Origin of the sequence: Flavobacterium johnsoniae, assembly GCF_001879205.1 — a bacterium.
Classification (GTDB): domain Bacteria; phylum Bacteroidota; class Bacteroidia; order Flavobacteriales; family Flavobacteriaceae; genus Flavobacterium; species Flavobacterium johnsoniae_A.
Genome location: NZ_MLFK01000007.1, coordinates 409,856 through 429,086, shown reverse-complemented (window position 1 = coordinate 429,086; position 19,231 = coordinate 409,856). Strand labels below are relative to the sequence as shown.

16 protein-coding genes and 1 pseudogene are annotated in these 19,231 nt (G+C 34.3%); 8 read left to right on the top strand and 9 right to left on the bottom strand.

The window, feature by feature from the left end:
* Positions 1-107: 107 nt before the first annotated feature.
* The 8 genes and pseudogenes from BKM63_RS13395 (at position 108) to BKM63_RS13360 (ending at position 8,421) form a co-directional block, all read left to right on the top strand.
* A complete protein-coding gene (locus BKM63_RS13395) occupies positions 108-329 on the top strand; it encodes a DUF6095 family protein (protein WP_071637072.1) in 222 nt (73 codons plus the stop codon).
* Between the two features lie 60 nt (positions 330-389).
* Positions 390-962, top strand: coding sequence for a pentapeptide repeat-containing protein (locus BKM63_RS13390; protein ID WP_071637071.1), 573 nt, complete (start codon positions 390-392; stop codon positions 960-962).
* A 57-nt stretch (positions 963-1,019) separates the two neighbouring features.
* Complete coding sequence (locus tag BKM63_RS13385) at positions 1,020-1,595, top strand: DinB family protein (protein ID WP_071637070.1); 576 nt, start codon at positions 1,020-1,022, stop codon at positions 1,593-1,595.
* A 227-nt stretch (positions 1,596-1,822) separates the two neighbouring features.
* Complete coding sequence (locus tag BKM63_RS13380; protein ID WP_071637069.1) at positions 1,823-2,194, top strand: DNA topoisomerase IV; 372 nt, start codon at positions 1,823-1,825, stop codon at positions 2,192-2,194.
* A gap of 178 nt (positions 2,195-2,372) precedes the next feature.
* The gene (locus BKM63_RS13375) at positions 2,373-4,295 is read left to right on the top strand and encodes a DUF294 nucleotidyltransferase-like domain-containing protein (RefSeq protein WP_071637068.1); all 1,923 of its coding nucleotides are present in this window, start codon (positions 2,373-2,375) and stop codon (positions 4,293-4,295) included.
* Between the two features lie 2 nt (positions 4,296-4,297).
* Positions 4,298-4,924, top strand: a complete 627-nt coding sequence (locus tag BKM63_RS13370; RefSeq protein ID WP_071637067.1) for a 3'-5' exonuclease — start codon at positions 4,298-4,300, stop codon at positions 4,922-4,924.
* A gap of 162 nt (positions 4,925-5,086) precedes the next feature.
* Positions 5,087-6,567 (top strand): annotated as a pseudogene (locus BKM63_RS13365) (hypothetical protein).
* Positions 6,568-6,636: 69 nt separating this feature from the next.
* Positions 6,637-8,421, top strand: coding sequence for a cytochrome-c peroxidase (locus BKM63_RS13360; protein ID WP_071637066.1), 1,785 nt, complete (start codon positions 6,637-6,639; stop codon positions 8,419-8,421).
* Positions 8,422-8,483: 62 nt separating this feature from the next.
* On the opposite strand, the gene BKM63_RS13355 is transcribed toward BKM63_RS13360, so the two are convergent.
* The 9 genes from BKM63_RS13355 to BKM63_RS13315 all read right to left on the bottom strand — a co-directional run bounded on the left by BKM63_RS13355 (position 8,484) and on the right by BKM63_RS13315 (position 19,019).
* Positions 8,484-8,807 (bottom strand): hypothetical protein, encoded by a 324-nt coding sequence (locus BKM63_RS13355; protein ID WP_071637065.1) that lies wholly within the window; start codon positions 8,805-8,807, stop codon positions 8,484-8,486.
* A 185-nt stretch (positions 8,808-8,992) separates the two neighbouring features.
* Positions 8,993-11,710 carry a DNA gyrase/topoisomerase IV subunit A gene (locus tag BKM63_RS13350; RefSeq protein WP_071637064.1) on the bottom strand — a complete coding sequence of 906 codons (2,718 nt, stop codon included), beginning with the start codon at positions 11,708-11,710 and terminating at the stop codon, positions 8,993-8,995.
* A gap of 55 nt (positions 11,711-11,765) precedes the next feature.
* Positions 11,766-13,634, bottom strand: coding sequence for a DNA topoisomerase IV subunit B (locus BKM63_RS13345; protein WP_071637063.1), 1,869 nt, complete (start codon positions 13,632-13,634; stop codon positions 11,766-11,768).
* A gap of 163 nt (positions 13,635-13,797) precedes the next feature.
* Positions 13,798-14,973 (bottom strand): nicotinate phosphoribosyltransferase, encoded by a 1,176-nt coding sequence (pncB, locus tag BKM63_RS13340; protein WP_071637062.1) that lies wholly within the window; start codon positions 14,971-14,973, stop codon positions 13,798-13,800.
* 74 nt (positions 14,974-15,047) lie between these two features.
* Positions 15,048-16,037, bottom strand: a complete 990-nt coding sequence (locus BKM63_RS13335) for a transglutaminase domain-containing protein (protein WP_071637061.1) — start codon at positions 16,035-16,037, stop codon at positions 15,048-15,050.
* Position 16,038: 1 nt separating this feature from the next.
* Positions 16,039-16,563, bottom strand: a complete 525-nt coding sequence (locus BKM63_RS13330; protein ID WP_071637060.1) for an NADPH-dependent FMN reductase — start codon at positions 16,561-16,563, stop codon at positions 16,039-16,041.
* Positions 16,564-16,638: 75 nt separating this feature from the next.
* Positions 16,639-17,553 carry a YihY/virulence factor BrkB family protein gene (locus tag BKM63_RS13325; RefSeq protein ID WP_083572240.1) on the bottom strand — a complete coding sequence of 305 codons (915 nt, stop codon included), beginning with the start codon at positions 17,551-17,553 and terminating at the stop codon, positions 16,639-16,641.
* A gap of 108 nt (positions 17,554-17,661) precedes the next feature.
* On the bottom strand, positions 17,662-18,333 hold the full coding sequence (locus BKM63_RS13320; protein ID WP_071637059.1) for a hypothetical protein: 672 nt from the start codon (positions 18,331-18,333) through the stop codon (positions 17,662-17,664).
* Between the two features lie 8 nt (positions 18,334-18,341).
* A complete protein-coding gene (locus tag BKM63_RS13315; RefSeq protein WP_071637058.1) occupies positions 18,342-19,019 on the bottom strand; it encodes a TIGR02117 family protein in 678 nt (225 codons plus the stop codon).
* Between the last annotated feature and the right edge of the window lie 212 nt (positions 19,020-19,231).

Here is a 19,231-nt window from a genome sequence, read left to right as displayed (position 1 = left end):
CAAAGAATTTTACGCAAAGTTCAAAAAGCTTCTCGATCAATCTTTGTCAAAGTTTAAAACTTTGATAAAGATTTATCTAAGTTTTAAACCTGAAACAAAAAAACAAAATGGCAACAAACAAACAATTATTAGGAAAAGGAATTAAATATTTAACAGGCGCTCTGCCTTTGATGTTTCTTGGGCCATCGTTGATTTATAATGCTTTTATGAATCAGCATACTAATTGGCATTATTTAGTTTTAGGAATTGGAATTGCAGCTTGTTTGGGTTCTATGGTTTTGATTTTTTTAGGTTTGAAAATTATAATGAAAGGTTTGTTTAATGACTAAATTAATCTATATAACGGCCTGACCACTTTAATCTCTACAATTTAATATCCAAACACACTCATGGAAGGTATAATTCACATTCAAAAAACGTTCGAAAAAGTTATTTATATTGATAAAAAAATAAACAATCGGGAGTTTGAGGATTGTGTTTTTAAAAACTGTGATTTTTCAAACAGTAATTTTAATTCCAATACTTTTTTAGACTGCGAATTTATTGATTGTAATCTTTCTATGACCAGTCTGGCCGGAACGAGTTTAAAAAACGTAACTTTTAAAAACTGTAAACTTCTTGGAATCGCTTTTCACGAATGTGACGACTTTTTGTTTCAGGTCTATTTTGAAGAATCAGTTTTAGATTATGCTTCTTTTTCTAATAAAAAAATGCCCAAAACGAAGTTTATTAATTCCTCTATTAGAGAAGTAACTTTTGTTGGCACTAATTTAACCAGTTCTGTATTTGACAATTGCAATTTAGATGGCGCTATTTTCAACGAAACACAATTAGCCGCAGTCGATTTTAGAACGGCTTACAATTATAAAATTGATCCCGAATTTAATGCCATGCGAAAAGCTCAATTCTCAACTCAGGGAATTGTGGGGCTTTTAGATAAATACGATATTAAAATTGTGTAAATAATTTTTCTGAAAAAACCGTTGCGAAACAACAATTCCGTTTATAAAACTATAATCATGGAGACAAATGAATCTTATTTAGAAAGCGTTAAAAAGCAGTTTTTATATTATAAAACACTGGGTGAAAAAGCAATGAATCAATTAGACGCGGAGCAGCTTTTTACCGAAATAAACGAAGATACCAACAGCATTGCCACAATTGTAAAGCACGTTTCAGGCAATATGCTTTCGCGCTGGACCGATTTTCTGACTTCTGATGGTGAAAAGGAATGGCGAAACCGCGATTCTGAATTCGAAAATGACTTACAATCAAAGGAAGAAGTTTTTGAAGTTTGGAACAAAGGCTGGGATTGTTTTCTGGATGCATTAAATAATTTAAAACCTGAACAGCTTTCGGATATTATTTACATTCGAAATGAAGGCCATACAGTAATTGAAGCCATAAATCGTCAATTGGCTCATTATCCGTATCATATCGGACAGATTGTTTTTTATGCCAAACAACTGAAAAAGAGTTCTTGGGACAGTTTATCAATTCCGAAGAATAAATCAGGAAATTATAACGCCGAAAAGTTTGCCAAAGAAAAAGAAATCAAGAACTTTACCGATGACGAATTAAAGAGATTAACGTAGAGATTTTAGATTTTAAAATCGAAATTTCATGTCTTTTTTGTCAGTCTGAGCGAAGTCGAAGACTTAATGAAACAAGAATCCCTTCGACTCCGCTCAGGGTGACATAAAAACGACAAGCCTAGCCCTGATGGAAGCGGCATCCTCTTGTGGGGATCCCGAGGCTTCGGAAACCACAAAAGATATAGCGGACAGCAGCATTAAGCTCCTAAAAAAACAACTTATTTAAAATGAAAAAAATACTATTCTTATTTCCAATACTGGCTTTGGTATCATGTTATAACGCAGAGCATAATTGTAAAGATTTTAAAAACGGAAAATTCAAATTTGAGTTTGAAGTAAACGGCGTTAAAAAAACGACTTTTTTCGAGCGTAAAGACAGTATTGAAATCGAAACTTTTGAAGGAAAAACAGACACAGCTACCATACGCTGGGTTAGCGACTGCGAGTACGTCCTGCAAAAGAAACACCCGAAAAACATGGCTGAGGAAAAAGCGATCAGCATGAAAATTTTAACGACATCAAAAGATTCTTATACATTTGAATTTGGAATGGTAGGTTCTGAAGAAAAACAACGCGGTAAAGTTTTTAAGGTTGAATAAAAGTTAAAGTCCCTATTAGGGGCTTTTTTTATATCACTGAATTCTCTTATACATAGTTTAGATTAAAAAAACCTTTGCCCCTTTGTCACTTTGCATCTTGTAACTTATATACAAAAATAAAAAATGTTTCTTTTACATTTCTATTTTAAATAGTATTTTAGAACTCTAATCTAACCCAATGAAAAACACCATTTCGCAAAGAGTTGCCGACTTTTTAAAGAATTATCCGCCATTTAATTTCCTGCATTCCAAAGACCTGGAGAAGCTTTCGGAACAAATTTCTATTGTTTATAAAGATAAAGATGCGGTAATTTTTGCCGAAAATGATAAAACACACGATTCTTTTTATGTCGTTCATAAAGGTGCGGTTGCCCTTAAAAAAAGCACTAAAAATACAGTTTTGGACATGTGCGACGAAGGCGATATATTTGGCTTGCGTCCGCTTTTGGCACAAGAAAACTACATTATGGAAGCCATAGCGCACGAAGAAACTATTCTTTATGCAATTCCTATTGCGGTTTTTAAACCTTATGCACTTGAAAACAGAAATGTGGGTAATTTCCTGATCGAAAGTTACGCTTCGAACACTAGAAATCCGTATTCAGATATCCATAAAGACAAATTATATGGTGATGATGATTTATTAAATGAAAACCGCCATTCAAATAATGATTCATTTGACTTAGCGCCAATAAAATATTCCAAAAAAATAGTCACTTGCAGTCCATCGACAACCGTTAAGGAAGTGGCCAAAATCATGAATAAAAAGAAAGTGGGTGCCATTTTAATTGTCGATGAAATGCTGCCAATTGGCATCTTAACAGATAAAGATCTTCGCAATAAAATTGTAACGGGAGATTATTCGATCATGACTACGGCAGAAACCATTATGACCAAACCTGTTATAACTTATCCTAAAAAGATGACCGTTACCGAGGCTCAAATGGCAATGATGAAAAGCAATATCAGTCATTTATGTCTTACCAAAGACGGCACTGTTAACACCAAAGCTGTTGGGATTTTATCGAAACATGACGTCATGGTAGCTTTAGGAAACAATCCTGCCGTTTTGATTAAAGCTTTAAAAAGAGCAAAAAAAACAAAGGAAATAAAACCAATCCGAAACCGAATCATGCAGCTTCTTCAGGGATATTTAGATCAAAACATCCCGATGACTTTGATTTCTAAAATCATAACAGAACTCAACGAAGCCTGCACCACTCGTGTTATCGAGATTTGTTTAGAAAAAATGAGCAGTCCGCCTCCTGTAAAATTTGCCTGGCTGGCGCTTGGAAGCCAAGGCAGAGGCGAACAAATGCTGCATACTGATCAGGATAATGCGATTGTTTATGAAAATGTCTCGGAAGTATTTAGGGATGAAACGAAAGTGTACTTTCTGAAATTTGCTTCGCTGGTCAATAAAGGCCTTTTTGATATTGGTTACGAATACTGCCCGGCCGAAATGATGGCTTCGAACCCAAAATGGTGCATGAGCCTTGACGAATGGAAAAGTCAGGTGCATCACTGGATTACAAATCCTGGGAAAAATGAAGTCTTGCTTTCGTTTATTTTCTTTGACTACAGCACGACGTATGGCGATTCCGAAACCGTGAATCAGTTATCAGATTATATTTTTGAAACCATAAAAGCAAATCCTATTTTTTATATGCATTTGGTTAGCGGTGCTTTGCAAAGCCCATCCCCTACTGGTTTCTTTAGGCAATTTTTGGTTGAGCAAGACGGAGCCAACAAAGATAATTTTGATATTAAAAGAAGAGCTTTAATGCCGTTGACAGATGCTGCCCGTGTTTTAATTTTATCCCATTCGGTAAAATCAATAAGCAATACGGCGGAGCGTTTTGAAAAGCTGGCCGAGCTTGAGCCTAACAACAGAGAATTGTATTTATCCTGTTCGTATTCGTTTAAAGCTTTGCTGAAATTCAGAACCAAACAAGGTCTTTTACATCACGATTCGGGTCAGTTTATTGCCTTGGAATCTTTATCAAAAATGGAAAAAATTAAGCTGAAACGTACTTTTAAAACAATTAAAGAACTTCAGGAATTGATTTCGGTGCGTTTTAATATTTCAAATCTCGTATAGCAATGGGTTTATTCAATTTTTGGAAAAAAGAAGAAAATCTCTTTGATGAAAACATTACTATCGAAGAAACAAGATTTGTAGTTTTAGACACCGAAACAACAGGATTTGATTATGAAAACGACCGCATTTTGTGCATTGGCGCTTTGGTCCTTCAAAACGGAATAATCTCTGTACAGGATAGTCTGGAAATTTATTTACAGCAGGACCATTACGATAAATCGACAGCACAGATTCATGGCATTTTAAGAGATTTTATTCTTAAACGCCCCACCGAATTAGAAGCTCTACAACAGTTTTTAACTTTTCTGGGCGATTCTATTATCATAGCTCATCATACCATTTTTGATGTCACTATGATAAATAAAGCACTCGAAAGAAATGGGCTTCCTGAACTTACCAATAAAACATTAGACACGGCCTATTTGTATAAAAAAACGCTGATTAAGTCACATCTGTTTGAGCGCAAAGACCATTATACTCTAGATGATCTGGCTGATAAGTTTGATATTTCTAAAAAAGACCGTCACACAGCTTTAGGCGATGCTTACATAACTGCTATTGCATTTCTTAAAATCGTAAAGAAATTACGTGAGAAAAAAGCAATTTCGTTAAACCAGCTTTTTAAATAATTAAGATATTATTAAGAAGCTTAAATTTACATTTGAGCCCAAAATTTACGATTTAATAATACAAGCCTTATTATTTATTAGCAATAAGAAAAAATTCCCATAACATCTATTTTGTTTTTGGTAGATAGCTTTGCTTCAATCAAAAAAAACAAAAACACAGTTATGAAATTCAATTTTTTAAAATCAGTTGCATTGCTTGGTATTACAGGATTCTCTGTAATAGGCTGTCAAAATGATGACAACAAAGAACCATCAAACGATGTAAATACAAGCATCGATTTTACCTCTCACTCAAAAGTTCCTGCTTTTGTTTACCCAATGACAGGTTTTGAAAATTTAAAAATCAGCACTTTAATTGCTAGTTCTGATGTGTTGCCGGATTCACCTGCTTTTATTTATGGCGCACAACCTGATGGCGCAGGATTAATGAAAAATCCAAGTGGAGATGGTTACATCTTAATTACCAATCACGAAATCCTTCAATCAGTTTCCAGAGTTTATTTAGACAAAACTTTTAAACCTGTAAAAGGAGATTATTTAGTTGACGGAGTTGGAGGTTTAACACGTTTGTGTTCTGCAACATTGGCAACACCGGAAATCCACGGATTTGGTCCTGTCTTTTTAACTGCAGGAGAAAGCGGTCAGGAAAGTATGGTTCACGGAATTAACCCATTAGGATTATCTACAGATAAGAGCAGAACTGACAGAGTTTTACCGGCTTTAGGAAAAGCAAGTATGGAAAATGCTGTACCGCTTCCAAAAGATGCTTATCCTGGTAAAACCGTTATTTTGATCGGAGAAGATCAATCTTATGCTACTTCACATGTAAGTGCCGGACAATTGATTATGTACATGAGTTCTGTTGGTGATTTATCTAACGGAAAATTATACGCCCTAAAAAGAACTGACGGAAACCAAGTTGAAACAGACATGAAATTGGGCAGTTCATATCCGGTTTCTTTTGTTGAAATTCCAAATGCTAAAAACTTAACAGGAGCAGTAATTAATACTACTGTAAATGACTTAAAAGCAATTCGTTTTTCAAGAGTTGAAGATGTAGATTACAGAAAGGAAGCGCAAGCAACAATAGAGAAGTTTATTTTACAGCAACAGGTCAGGCTACCAATAATGCTCCGGTTGATGGATATACTATGTGGGGACGCGTTTATAAACTAAAAATGGATGCTGCAGATCCTCTTAAAGGAACTTTAGAGTTAGCTGTTGAAGGAGACAGTACTCCCGGAACCGGAATAATCAATCCAGATAACTTATGTGTAACAGAAAACTATGTTTACATTCAGGAAGATGGTGACAGCTATTATGCTGATGCTAAACACGATTCATACATCTGGCAATACAACATCGCTACAAAACAAAACAAACCGTGGTTAAACATGAACCATAAAAGAACTGATGCTGCCTGGAATACTTTATACAACCAAACCGGAGAAATGAGATTTGGAAGCTGGGAATTTGGTGCAATGCAGGACATTTCAGATATCATTGGTGTTCCAGATACTTTCACGGTAAATATTCATCCTCATACCTGGCAGAGTGATGCATTTAAAAATGCTGATGGCTCAGGAACTCAAACTAACAAAGAGGGCGGACAAACTGTAATTATTAGAAACGTACAACGATAATAAGCACAGCCAAAATCTATTAACAACCCTTATTTTTTCAATAAGGGTTGTTTCTATTACAATACTATTATGAAATTAAAACACTTTATTTTCCTATTGTCAACGCTTTGTTTTTTCTTTTCATGTCAAAAAAATGAAGTTTCAAAAACAACGATTAAACAAAATCTGCTTGTTGATTTAACTAAGTTAAGCAATGAAATTATTCAATTTCAGAAACTTGTAAGTAATAATTCATCTCAAAAAGACATTCTGGAGCAGTTTAAAAAATCCCGTCTGGTTTATAAAAAGGTCGAATGGGCGATTGAATATTTTATTCCGGAAACTGCCAGATTTATGAACGGCCCGGCATTGGATGAAATGGAATTAGAAGAAAACAGATCTTTTGAGCCACACGGTTTTCAGGTTATGGAAGAAATGATTTATCCTGAATATGAAGCTGAAAACAAAGAAAATCTTATCAGGGAATTAAATATTTTTCAATCGAATGTAAAGCAGCTGAAAAGTACATTTGAAGTTATTACTATCAGTGATGATTATGTTTTGGATGCGATTCAGCAGAATGTATTCAGGGTTATTGCTTTAGGAATTACCGGCTTTGACAGCCCGATTTTACAATCGTCGATTCCAGAAGCCGGACAAAGTTTAATTGTCATTCCTGAATCGCTGGAAAAAATAAATGCCCATAATAAATCATTAGCAGAATTAAAAAAACTGACTTCAAAAGCACAAAACTATTGCCAGAAGAACAACAACTTTAATGCTTTTAACCGAGCTGTTTTTATATCCGAATATCTCAATCCGATTTCTAAAAAGATAAAAGCGTTCCAAAAGGAAGAAAACATTAAAAACGTAAAAAAAAGCAGTCCATTAAAACCCACAATTGAAACTTTATTTGATAAAGATGCTTTTGATGTAAACGCATTTGTACTTTCAGACGAATATAATTTTACGAAAGAAAAAGCTGTTTTGGGAGAAAAATTGTTTTATGACAAAAGTCTTTCTAAAAACAACGATCGAAGCTGTGCAAGCTGTCATCATCCAGAAAAAGCATTTACTGATGGTTTAAAAACAAACATTTCCCTGACCGGATCTAATTTAGCCCGAAATACGCCAACTCTAACTTATGCTTCACTACAAAATGCTCAATTTTGGGATATGCGCCAGTTAGATTTAGAAAAACAAAGTGTTGATGTGATTCAGAATAAGGATGAAATGCATGGTTCTATGGAAAATATTCATGCTAAAATCCTAGTGGATAACGATTACATTAAGTTGTTTAAAAAAGCATATCCAAAAACATCAAAACCAGAAGCCTGGCAGATTCAGAATGCGATTGCGAGTTACATACGATCATTAAATTCGTTCGATTCAAGATTTGATGAATATATGAGAGGAAGCAAAAAGAGTCTCAACAATCAGGAAATCGAGGGAATGAACCTTTTTATGGGAAAAGCAAAATGTGCTACATGCCATTTTACGCCTTTGTTTAACGGAACGGTTCCGCCTAGTTATTCTAAAACTGAACATGAAGTTATAGGAACTCCAAATGAAGCTTCGGGAAAAACATTAAGTCCGGATAAAGGCCGTTACCTGTACAACAAAATGCCGCAATTAGCAGGCGCTTTCAAAACCCCAACAGTAAGAAACGCTACCATTACTGCTCCATATATGCATAACGGAGTTTTTAGAACCCTGGAAGAAGTAGTTTCTTTTTACAATAAAGGCGGCGGACAAGGTTTAGGCTATGAAGTAGAAAATCAAACTCTACCTTTTGACAAACTCAATTTAACGGTAAAAGAAGAACAAGTTCTTGTGGCTTTTATGAAAACGCTTACGGACAAAAGGTATCAATAAACGAATACCAAATTTAAACGCCGGAAAAGTTTAATTTCCGGCGTTTTTTATTAGTTGGTCTATTAGAATTCACTTTCCTTATTGTATAGATAGATTCTGTTCCAATGTGTTTTTCCTTTGCTATATCTGCCTAATGAATCAGGTTTTCGATATATTTTTTTAGAAAAATATCCTTCTTTTTTAAAATATATTATACTCGGCAAATTTGGTTTTAATTTCACGCAAAAATATCCGGTGCTATCTGTTTTTCTTGTATTGCCATTTACATCTACAAAAACATTTTGAATTGGTTTTTCTGTAGCATAATCATATACATAACCATCAAACTTCTTATTATTAGTGCAGCTGCAAAATAATAATATTAGAAAAATATAACTGTTTTTCATCTCCAATTAATTTGTAATTCTTACGTTTCTGTTTCGTAGAAACAAAGAACTATAAAAACAAATATATGTTTAAGGAGTTCAAAAAAACTTCTCCAATAAGTTTTAAAAATATAATTATAAGGTTTTTAACTTTTAACATTCCATAAAAAAAACGCTAAGAATAATTTCTTAGCGTTTTCATTTTTTTAGTCTAAAACCAAACCTATCTGGCCATCGTCGTCTAATTCTGTTTCGACTGAATCGTCTTCTGATAATTCTAGTTTCTCAGGAATTTCTTCAACGGGTTCATCGTAAGGAAGCGGATCGAGCAAATTAACCTGTTTTAATTTATCTGTTGTTAATTGATTTCCTAAAGCTTTAAAACCTTTTACAGCTATGAAATCCTCAACGTCAATATGTAAATCTTCTTTTTGAACTCCTTTTACTTTAGCAAAAACCAATTGTGCCACCGGACGATAATCCGTCGACACGATTTCTAATTGCGAATTTGGATGATCAGTAATAAAACTCTCTTCTTTACCTTCATTTTCTACAAGAAAACGTTTTAAGAAATAACGTTCTTTTTCTCCATCATAATAAATCGCTGAAATTGGTTTTTTAGGCTTCCATTTTTCCAAAACGATCATATCTTCCTCAAAATGAGTCGATAATTCCGGAATAATAACTTTCAACTTACCCGTCTGACTTATTACTAAGATTTTATCGCTTGGCTTAAATTCTCCCAGCAATTCGCCTCTTCCATCAACATTTAAACGCTTTACCGTATCATCAAACCAAACTTTTCTTGGCAGTAAAGTTGAAATTCCTTTCTCTTTTAATTCGATTTTCTTGATTGGATATTTAGTCACCAAATTTCCTTTTGATCCTCGGCCTTTGATCGCCAATTTAGCAAAATCAATATCGAATTTCAATTTCTTAATGGTTCCAATCTGACGCAGTAAAATGGTAACGACCTCGGCTTCTCCATTTGGATTGTGTGAAAAATATACAACCTGCGAACCATTTGTTCCATTAGTTAAATCGTAAGCTTTATCACGCGTTACCCCGGTCACATTAAAACGTTTGATATAAGAAGGACCTGACTTACCATCGCGATACATCATGTTGTAAATCGTACGTTTATCGCTCTTATCAAAAACGGCAACATGTATAATATCTTTTCCGATAAAGGTTTTGGCATCAACTTTTGTAATCATCATGGTTCCGTCTCGCAAAAACACAATTACATCATCAATATCAGAACAGTCAGCAACGTATTCGTCTTTCTTTAAACTGGTTCCTACGAAACCTTCTTCTCGGTTTACAAAAAGTTTTGTGTTACGTAAAACTACTTTTGTAGCCTCAACATTATCAAAGACACGAAGCTCAGTCTGGCGTTCACGGCCTTTTCCGTATTTCTCTTTTAATTTAGTAAAGTAAGCTATTGCAAAATCTGTTAAATGCTCCAGATTATGCTCAACCTCTTTCATTTCTTCTTCTAACCTGGAAATTAATTCATCAGCTTTATCAGAATCGAAACGTGTAATACGGATCATCGGAATTTGAGTCAATCGCTGTAAATCCTCATCCGTAATTTCTCTAACGAATGATTTCTTGAAAGGCTCAAATCGATCATATAAATATTTGTAAAGAGATTCTCTGTCTCCATACAATTTAAAGTCAATGTACATTTCTTCGCGAATGAAGATTTTCTCTAAAGTAGAAAAATGCCATTTGTTTTTTAATTCTTCTAACTGAATTTCTAATTCCTGACGCAGCAAATCAACTGTTCTGTGAGTTGAAATTTTCAACATTTCAGAAACACCTATAAACAACGGTTTATTGTCTTCAATAACACAACCTAAAGGCGCAACAGAAGTTTCGCAGGCTGTAAAAGCAAATAAGGCATCAATTGTTTTATCTGGTGAAACACCCGGGAAAAGATGAATCAAAATCTCAACATCGGCAGCGGTGTTGTCTTCAATTTTCTTGATTTTGATTTTGCCTTTATCATTGGCTTTCAAAATACTATCAATTAAACTTGAGGTATTAGTCGAAAACGGAATCTGCGTAATGACCAATGTATTCTTGTCTAATTGCGAAATCTTAGCACGCACACGTACACGTCCGCCACGCATACCGTCGTTATAATTGGAAACATCGGCAATACCAGCGGTCATAAAATCTGGATAAAGCGTAAAAGCTTTTCCTTTTAAAATTTTAATCGAAGCATCGATTAACTCGTTAAAGTTATGAGGAAGTACTTTTGTAGAAAGTCCAACCGCAATCCCTTCTGCTCCCTGCGCCAAAAGCAGCGGGAATTTTACCGGAAGATTATTGGGTTCTGCACGACGACCATCATACGAAACACCCCAATCTGTAATTTTAGGAGAATATAAAACCTCCAAAGCAAATTTAGATAAACGTGCCTCAATATAACGCGAAGCTGCAGCTCCGTCGCCTGTTAAAATATTACCCCAGTTTCCCTGGCAGTCAATTAATAAATCTTTTTGTCCAATCTGCACCATGGCGTCACCAATACTAGCATCTCCGTGTGGGTGATACTGCATGGTGTGCCCTACTACATTGGCAACTTTGTTATATCGACCATCATCCAGCTCTTTTAAAGAGTGCATAATACGACGCTGAACCGGTTTAAATCCGTCCTCGATAGCAGGAACTGCACGTTCCAGAATTACATACGAAGCATAATCCAAAAACCAGTCTTTGTACATTCCCGTTACTTTGGTAATAACGTCTTCGCCTTCTTCTTCTTGGTTTTCGTAAAAATGCTGCCCTTCAAAATGCTTAGCATCTACATCGATAATCTCATCGTCATCTCCATCCTGATTATCCATCAGGTTTTCATCTGAATTATTCTCGTCGTCGTTTGGAATTATGTTATCGTCTTCTTCGTCTTTCATATATTTTGTTCAGTATAACTACTAAAAATTCTTCTATAATTCTTTATTCTTTCTTCTAAACCTCCACCAGCTCATCAATCTCCACCTTCAAATTCTTGATAATAAAATCTTGTCTGTCTGGTGTGTTTTTCCCCATATAGAAAGATAATAACTGCTCAATCGAAGTGTTTTTATCCATCATAACCGGATCAAGGCGGATGGTATCTCCAATAAAGTTCTTGAACTCATCTGGCGAAATCTCTCCCAAACCTTTAAATCGGGTGATTTCCGGCTTTGGTTTTAGTTTTTCGATCGCGTCTTTTCTTTCTTCTTCAGAATAACAGTAAATCGTTTCTTTTTTGTTTCGAACCCTGAAAAGAGGGGTCTGTAAAATGTACAAATGCCCTTCTTTTATTAATTCAGGGAAAAACTGAAGAAAAAACGTAATCAACAACAAACGAATGTGCATTCCATCGACATCGGCATCGGTTGCGATTACGATATTGTTGTAACGTAGTTTTTCTAATCCGTCTTCAATATCCAACGCGGCTTGAAGTAAATTGAATTCTTCGTTTTCATACACAATTTTTTTCGTCATTCCGTATGAATTCAAAGGTTTACCACGTAAACTGAAAACGGCTTGCGTATTCACGTCACGCGACTTTGTTATCGATCCGGAAGCCGAATCTCCCTCGGTAATAAAAAGCGTGCTTTCTAAGTTTCTTGGGTTTTTAGTATCTGGAAGATGCGCTCTGCAGTCTCTTAATTTTTTATTATGAAGATTGGCTTTTTTAGCACGATCTGTCGCCAGTTTTCTAATGCCTGATAATTCTTTTCGCTCGCGTTCTGCCTGCAATATTTTACGCAATAAGGCTTCAGCTGTCGTTGGATTTTTATGCAGGTAATTATCTAACTTGGTTTTGATAAAATCATTAACGAATGTACGAACAGAAACTGCCGGCGTTCCGTCATCAGAACCCATATCTGTAGAACCTAATTTTGTTTTGGTCTGAGACTCAAAAACCGGTTCCATTACTTTAATACTAATTGCACTTACAATCGATTTTCTAACATCTGATGCTTCGAAATTCTTATTGTAAAACTCACGAATCGTTTTTACAACGGCTTCACGATAGGCCGCTAAGTGCGTTCCTCCCTGCGTGGTATTCTGACCGTTTACAAAAGAGTGATATTCTTCGCTGTACTGCGTTTTACTGTGTGTTAACGCAACCTCGATATCATGCTCTTTTAAGTGGATAATTGGGTATTCTAAATCTTCTTCACTGATTGTTTCTTCTAATAAATCACGAAGTCCGTTTTCTGAATAATATTTTTCTCCGTTAAAAATAATCGTCAAACCATTGTTTAAGTAACAATAGTTTTTGACCATTTTGATCACATATTCTAAACGGAATTTATAGTTTTTGAAAATCGTTTCATCCGGCGTAAAAGTAACTTTTGTTCCTTTGCGCTTAGTAGTTTCAATTACATCTTCTTCTGAAACTAAATTTCCGGCAGAAAACTCCGCCGCTTTTTGTTTATCATCACGAACAGATTCTACTCGGAAATAATTAGAAAGCGCATTAACCGCTTTTGTTCCGACCCCATTCAAACCAACTGATTTCTGGAAAGCTTTAGAATCGTATTTTCCACCTGTATTCATTTTCGAAACTACATCGACTACTTTTCCTAACGGGATTCCACGTCCGTAATCACGAACAGAAACCGTTTTGTCTTTAATCGTAACTTCTATAGTTTTTCCTGAGCCCATTACGAACTCATCGATACAGTTATCTAAAACCTCTTTTAAAAGAATGTAAATACCATCGTCCGGAGAAGAACCGTCTCCCAATTTTCCGATGTACATCCCTGGACGCATACGAATATGTTCTTTCCAGTCGAGTGATCGAATATTATCTTCGGTATATTGATTTTGCTCTAGCATAAGGTGAATTGGATTTTTGGCTAATGTACCATTTATCGGTAAAAAATGAAAGCGTATTTTTTTTTTGTTATGAATAATAACAGTTTAAAAATCTATTTAAATTGATTTTAAAATAAAACGGACGCCAAAATTATCAAAAAACTGCATTTTCAGCAAAAAAATACTATTTGATTCCTAGTACTTCTTTTGCCAAAGCAATCATTTCGGGAGTTCCTGTGTTTTTATTTTTTTCGTCAGAAAGCTTTACTACGCCCTGCCAATGTATATTATCTGGTTTTGTATCGGTTAATTTAATCACCATATTCATCGCTGGAAGACCTACATCATTGGTAAAATTTGTTCCAATTCCGAATGACATTTTTATTTTATCATGACAGAAATCGACTATTGTTTTTACCTTATCGTAATTAAGCGAATCCGAAAAAACAATGGCTTTGGATTTTGGATCAATTCCCATTTTAACATAATGAGCAATTACCTTTTGCGCAAACTCAATTGGATCTCCGCTGTCATGCCTAACGCCGTCAAAAAGTTTGGAGTATTTTTTATCAAATTGATTGAAAAATATCTCTGTTGTATATGTATCTGTTAAGGCAATTCCGAGGTCGCCTCCATAAACTTGTGTCCAATGTTCTAAACTAATCAAATTAGCCATTTTAAAGCCGTATTGTGCCGCATGAAACATAAACCATTCGTGTGCGTGTGTACCTAACGGTCTTCGGTTATTAACCATGGCAAAATGGACATTACTTGTACCAATAAAACTTTGTCCGCCGTATGTTTGCAAAGTTTCGTTGACTAAATCGTGCACATCATAAGAATGACGGCGTCTTGTTCCAAATTCTAAAATAGAAACACCAAGCTTATTGTAGTTATCGATTTTTTCTTTCGTAAGACTTTTTACAGCTTCGTCATTTAAGCGAATTAGGTGATTTGCTTTATAAAACAATTCTGAAATTAAAGCCATCAGAGGTACTTCCCACAAAATGGTTCTGTACCAAAAACCTTCAACCGTAACTTTTATTTCTGAACCTTCCTGACTAATTTGAACTTCAGAAGGATCGAAACTATAACCTTGCAGAAAATCTAAATAAGTAGGATCGAGATAAGGGCAATAGTGCGATAAATAACTCTTTTCTTCTTTTGTTAAACGCAAATTTGACATTGCATCAACTGAACGTCGAAGCAAATCTGCAAAACCTTCCGGAAACACATGTTTACCCCGATTTATAAATCCGTACCGAACTTTCGCCTTTGGAAAAAGTTTAATTACGGCATGCTGCATTGTAAATTTATAGAAATCATTATCTAAGATCGATTTCAAAAAAGTTGTTTCCATGGCATATTAATTCGAATCCTGAATTGCTAAGATACGCCAAATCAATAAAAGAAGAAAATTCAATCAAACAAAGATCAAATTCTTTCTTTTTGAACCAGTTTATAAGACACAATGCTGTTAGTATCTATAAAAATTGTAATATACTCCCCAACATTATTATCATATAAAATTTGAAATTCCAGACCTCCTCTTTTTTCTTTAGCATTCTGAACTTTAACAGGCTGGTTCTTCTTATTGAGATAAAAAACCTGATTAGACTTAGAGACATTTTTAATCTCAAAAGTTAATTTTTCTCCATTTCTGACTTCTAATATTCCAGATTCCGGAGATTTTATTTTATAATCTTTTTCTATTGTCTTATTGTAAATCAAGGGGCCGTTAAGAAAATCATCTTTACTTAATCTAGTTCCTAAATAAGAACCTGAATCCGGAAAATGTTTCGCGAAGAAATAGTCCGGGTCTGTGTCAAAATAAATTGGTGCAAAATCATTTACCATTCTTCCTTTACTGCTGTCATAATAACCTTGTCCCCAAGTCACATCGACTAAACGCCATTTTTTATCAATTAAAACCATGTTCCAGGCATGATTGGAAAAAGTTGTTTTACGCCCAATGTCTCGCAGTGAAGTTTTAGAATCTCCGCGAATTATTTCACATTTTAACCCAACAGATTCGGCTAAATATTGATATAAAGCAGTAAAACCTTCACAAACAGCCTTTTTAGAATTAAATGCTTTCTGGATCAAATCATCATTTAGCTGTTTGATTTTTCGTTGTTTTTCAGCTTCTGAAGAATAACTAAAACCGCGAACTTTAGGCGGATTTAAAAAGGCATTGTAATCGTATTTTATATTGAGTGCTATCCAGGTATAAATAGCACGCGCCCGATCATGATCGGAATTAAAATCTTTCTCGATTTTTTGAGCTAATTTTTCTGTAGTATTAAAGCTTTTAGGATATTTTGCAACGATTTTATCTACTTCACTAAGCTTTTGAGCGAAGGTAAAATTTAGAAAAAAGATATGCAGAAAAAGAAATACAAAAGCAGTTTTGGGAATTCTCATTTTAGAAACAATCTTTAATAATTTCTTTTAACTCTTTGTCTAATTCTGCATTAGAAATTTGATTTTTCTCTAAATCAAAATTAGCATTGAATGCCGGAAGCGAAAATGAAGCTTTAATCTCGGCACCGTATCTTGGTAAAGCATTGCGAGCGATCTCAAGAACTGATGCTCCGCCTCTGGTTCCGGGTGAAGTAGCCATTAAAAGCATTGGCTTTTTCTGAAAAACTTCCTTATTAATTCTCGAACTCCAATCGAATATGTTTTTAAATGCAGTGGAATAATTATTATTGTTTTCTGCCAAAGAAACCACTAATATATCTGCGCTTTCAAGTTTAGCAAGAAAAGCTTTGGCAAGTTCATGCTGACCTATTTCTTTTTCAACATCAACGCTGAATAGAGGCATTTCAAAATCGTTTAAATCTAAAATTTCTACATCGGCATTTTCAAACAAACCAGATGCATAAGTCGCTAATCGTTTATTGATTGAATGCTGGCTGTTACTTCCTCCAAAGGCTATTATTTTCATATTCGTGGTATTTATTTTTTTTAACTACAAAGTTCTTGCCATATATTTTTTACGATTAACCTTTGAGGCTAAGTATTATTTTTCGATTTCATAAATCTCCTTTTGAATCTCAACTGAATATTCATTAGGATAAATTTTACCACCGTAAGATTTTGCATATACTTTCGTAAATTCTGCTCCAAAATACAGAATAATTGCCGAATAATAAACCCAAACCAGAATTATTATCACAGATCCTGCAGCACCATAAACAGAGGCTACGGTAGAACTTCCCAGATAAAAACCGATTGCAAATTTACCAATCATAAAAAGCACCGCTGTAACTCCCGATCCTATAAAAGCATCTTTCCATCTTATTTTTCCGTCTGGTAAAGTCCTGAAAATAATCGTAAAGAGCAGTGTTATACTTGCCAGAACAATTATAACATTCACCACATAAAATAAATAAACAGTACTCTCCGGGAAATATATTTTTAAGCGTGAGCTTACTAAATCTAATGTTGTATTTACCAAAAGACTGACCAGCATTAAAAAACCTACAGAAGCAATCATTGAAAAAGACATTAATCTATTTTGAATAAACTTTTTAACTCCTTTATCTGGCTTAGCTCTCAGCCCCCAAATAAAATTAATAGAACTTTGTATTTCGGCAAAAACCCCTGAGGCTCCTATCAACAACATCACAATTCCGAAGATGGTTGCAAACATATTATCACCGGATAATTGAACATTTTTTATCGCTTCCTGAATTTGACCCGCTGCACTATTACCAACCATTCCGTTTATTTGTCCGTATAATTGACCCGTTACCGCATCTTCTCCAAAGAAAAAACCACAGATAGTAATGATAATAATCAACAAAGGAGGTAATGCAAATATGGTATAATAAGACAATGCTGCGCTTAGTTTAATTGCGTTGTCATCATTGAATTCTAAAAAAGTATTCTTTAGTAGAAACCATATTTTTGAAAAGATATTTTTGATTTTCATTTGCTGTTTTTTTGAGATACTCTCAAATTTACGCATTTATCAAAATCTTAAATTCTCGTTTTTTATTGGAATCTTATATTTTTTCCATGTTTGAACAACTATCAAATATTAGTAAAGTTTCTTGTATTCTCTATCAAATCCTAGTTTTTTAATTTTTAATATCTTTCTAAATTCAGTTCTAGTTGGCTTAATTATATAAGAAATTGAATCCAGCATCTTTCCTTTTATTTTTGTAACAGAATCAAGCTTTTTTAAGTCCTTTTTTTCATAAAGATTTTTGAAATTTAGAAATTCTTTTTTAAGTGAAAGGAACTCAACATTCCAATGTATAGAATCTTTTGTGCTTAGAATCAATTGACCATCTATCCATTTTGCTTTTTGATTCATAGAAAACCTGAATAACGTATCTATCATTTTCATTGTCAAAAATATAGAATCTCCTTTTGGTTTTAAATCAAATTCTGTTCTAAAATCTTTGAGTACTAATTTTCCATTTACAATAATAGATTCTTCTTTTAAGGAATCTAATTCTCTTTTATGAATTATATTTTCATAGAAATATTCTTTTAAAATTCTGTCTTTCTCAATTCTAACAAAAGTCGAATCGTCATTTATATACAAACCTCTGAACTTAGTTGGAAAACGGTATAATTCAGAATCTTTATTAGGCTGCGGACTTTCAAAATATAAAACTACACAGTCTGTACAAGCTGGAGCATCTGATTTTTTACATGAAATAATTAAGATTACTATTGCTAAAATGAAAATTACCTTTTTCATAATTCAGCTTATTGATAATGACAAAAAATCCCTTTATCGTAAACCGTCCACAGACTTGCTTTTTGATTGGCGGCTTTCAAAGCAGAATTTGCCCAAGTATTGCAAGTATAAAAAAGACTGTAACTTCCTTTTGCTTCATAAAAAGCATCTTTTTTTCCGTAGCTGTGACCTTCAATCCATTCTGGGTGAATTGGATCGCTGAAGCTATCTGAAATATAATTAACCAGACTTTGATAATTTTCTTTTGAAATCAAAATGCGCTTACAATCATCACCTTCTTTTAATTGTTTAAAAAATGTAGTATGCATAGCTGACGAACTTACTCCAAAAGCTGCTTTTAACGCTGTGCTGGCTTTTAAATCTGACCACTCCGGCGTATCTAAGTAAAAACCTTTATCGCCCCAGCCAAAAGCGATAAAATTCATTACTGAATCTTTAGATTGGGTTTGACTGAATTGAATTTCGTTTCGCCAATCTTTAATTTCATTTTTTATCGGAACGACAATATCGGTGTGAACGCCGTTTGAAAGTATGTAAATAGGAATTGCATTTTGCTCCTCAACTTTTGCAATATCTGAATTGACTGTGATTTTAGAGATAAAATAAACCGAAACCACATAAAGAACAAGAAAACTGAAGATTCCGAGAAGTGTCCAGCCCAGAAATTTGAAGGTTTTTTTTAGCATTTTGATTAATTGATTTTAGATTAGTAATTGGTTAATTTTTCTGTAACCAATTTTTGAGCCAAAAATTTTGCTTCCTGAAAATGGCACACGGATTTTACGGATTCGTTTTCGCGAAAGCGCGGATTTTACACGGATTTTTTGAAAAGAGTGTTATCCTAAGTGAAGTCGGTGGACACGCAAGTAGTTCCATAGAGAATAAAGCCAATCTGTAC

Excerpts from the sequence above, each read along its gene's own strand:
- BKM63_RS13355 (WP_071637065.1), bottom strand. The coding sequence starts at position 8,807 with ATGAAAAACAGTTATATTTTTCTAATATTATTATTTTGCAGCTGCACT.
- BKM63_RS13385 (WP_071637070.1), top strand. The coding sequence starts at position 1,020 with ATGGAGACAAATGAATCTTATTTAGAAAGCGTTAAAAAGCAGTTTTTA.
- BKM63_RS13370 (WP_071637067.1), top strand. The coding sequence starts at position 4,298 with ATGGGTTTATTCAATTTTTGGAAAAAAGAAGAAAATCTCTTTGATGAA.
- BKM63_RS13390 (WP_071637071.1), top strand. The coding sequence starts at position 390 with ATGGAAGGTATAATTCACATTCAAAAAACGTTCGAAAAAGTTATTTAT.
- BKM63_RS13375 (WP_071637068.1), top strand. The coding sequence starts at position 2,373 with ATGAAAAACACCATTTCGCAAAGAGTTGCCGACTTTTTAAAGAATTAT.
- BKM63_RS13360 (WP_071637066.1), top strand. The coding sequence starts at position 6,637 with ATGAAATTAAAACACTTTATTTTCCTATTGTCAACGCTTTGTTTTTTC.
- BKM63_RS13345 (WP_071637063.1), bottom strand. The coding sequence starts at position 13,634 with ATGCTAGAGCAAAATCAATATACCGAAGATAATATTCGATCACTCGAC.
- BKM63_RS13335 (WP_071637061.1), bottom strand. The coding sequence starts at position 16,037 with ATGAGAATTCCCAAAACTGCTTTTGTATTTCTTTTTCTGCATATCTTT.
- BKM63_RS13395 (WP_071637072.1), top strand. The coding sequence starts at position 108 with ATGGCAACAAACAAACAATTATTAGGAAAAGGAATTAAATATTTAACA.
- BKM63_RS13325 (WP_083572240.1), bottom strand. The coding sequence starts at position 17,553 with ATGAAAATCAAAAATATCTTTTCAAAAATATGGTTTCTACTAAAGAAT.
- BKM63_RS13330 (WP_071637060.1), bottom strand. The coding sequence starts at position 16,563 with ATGAAAATAATAGCCTTTGGAGGAAGTAACAGCCAGCATTCAATCAAT.
- pncB (WP_071637062.1), bottom strand. The coding sequence starts at position 14,973 with ATGGAAACAACTTTTTTGAAATCGATCTTAGATAATGATTTCTATAAA.
- BKM63_RS13315 (WP_071637058.1), bottom strand. The coding sequence starts at position 19,019 with ATGCTAAAAAAAACCTTCAAATTTCTGGGCTGGACACTTCTCGGAATC.
- BKM63_RS13380 (WP_071637069.1), top strand. The coding sequence starts at position 1,823 with ATGAAAAAAATACTATTCTTATTTCCAATACTGGCTTTGGTATCATGT.
- BKM63_RS13320 (WP_071637059.1), bottom strand. The coding sequence starts at position 18,333 with ATGAAAAAGGTAATTTTCATTTTAGCAATAGTAATCTTAATTATTTCA.
- BKM63_RS13350 (WP_071637064.1), bottom strand. The coding sequence starts at position 11,710 with ATGAAAGACGAAGAAGACGATAACATAATTCCAAACGACGACGAGAAT.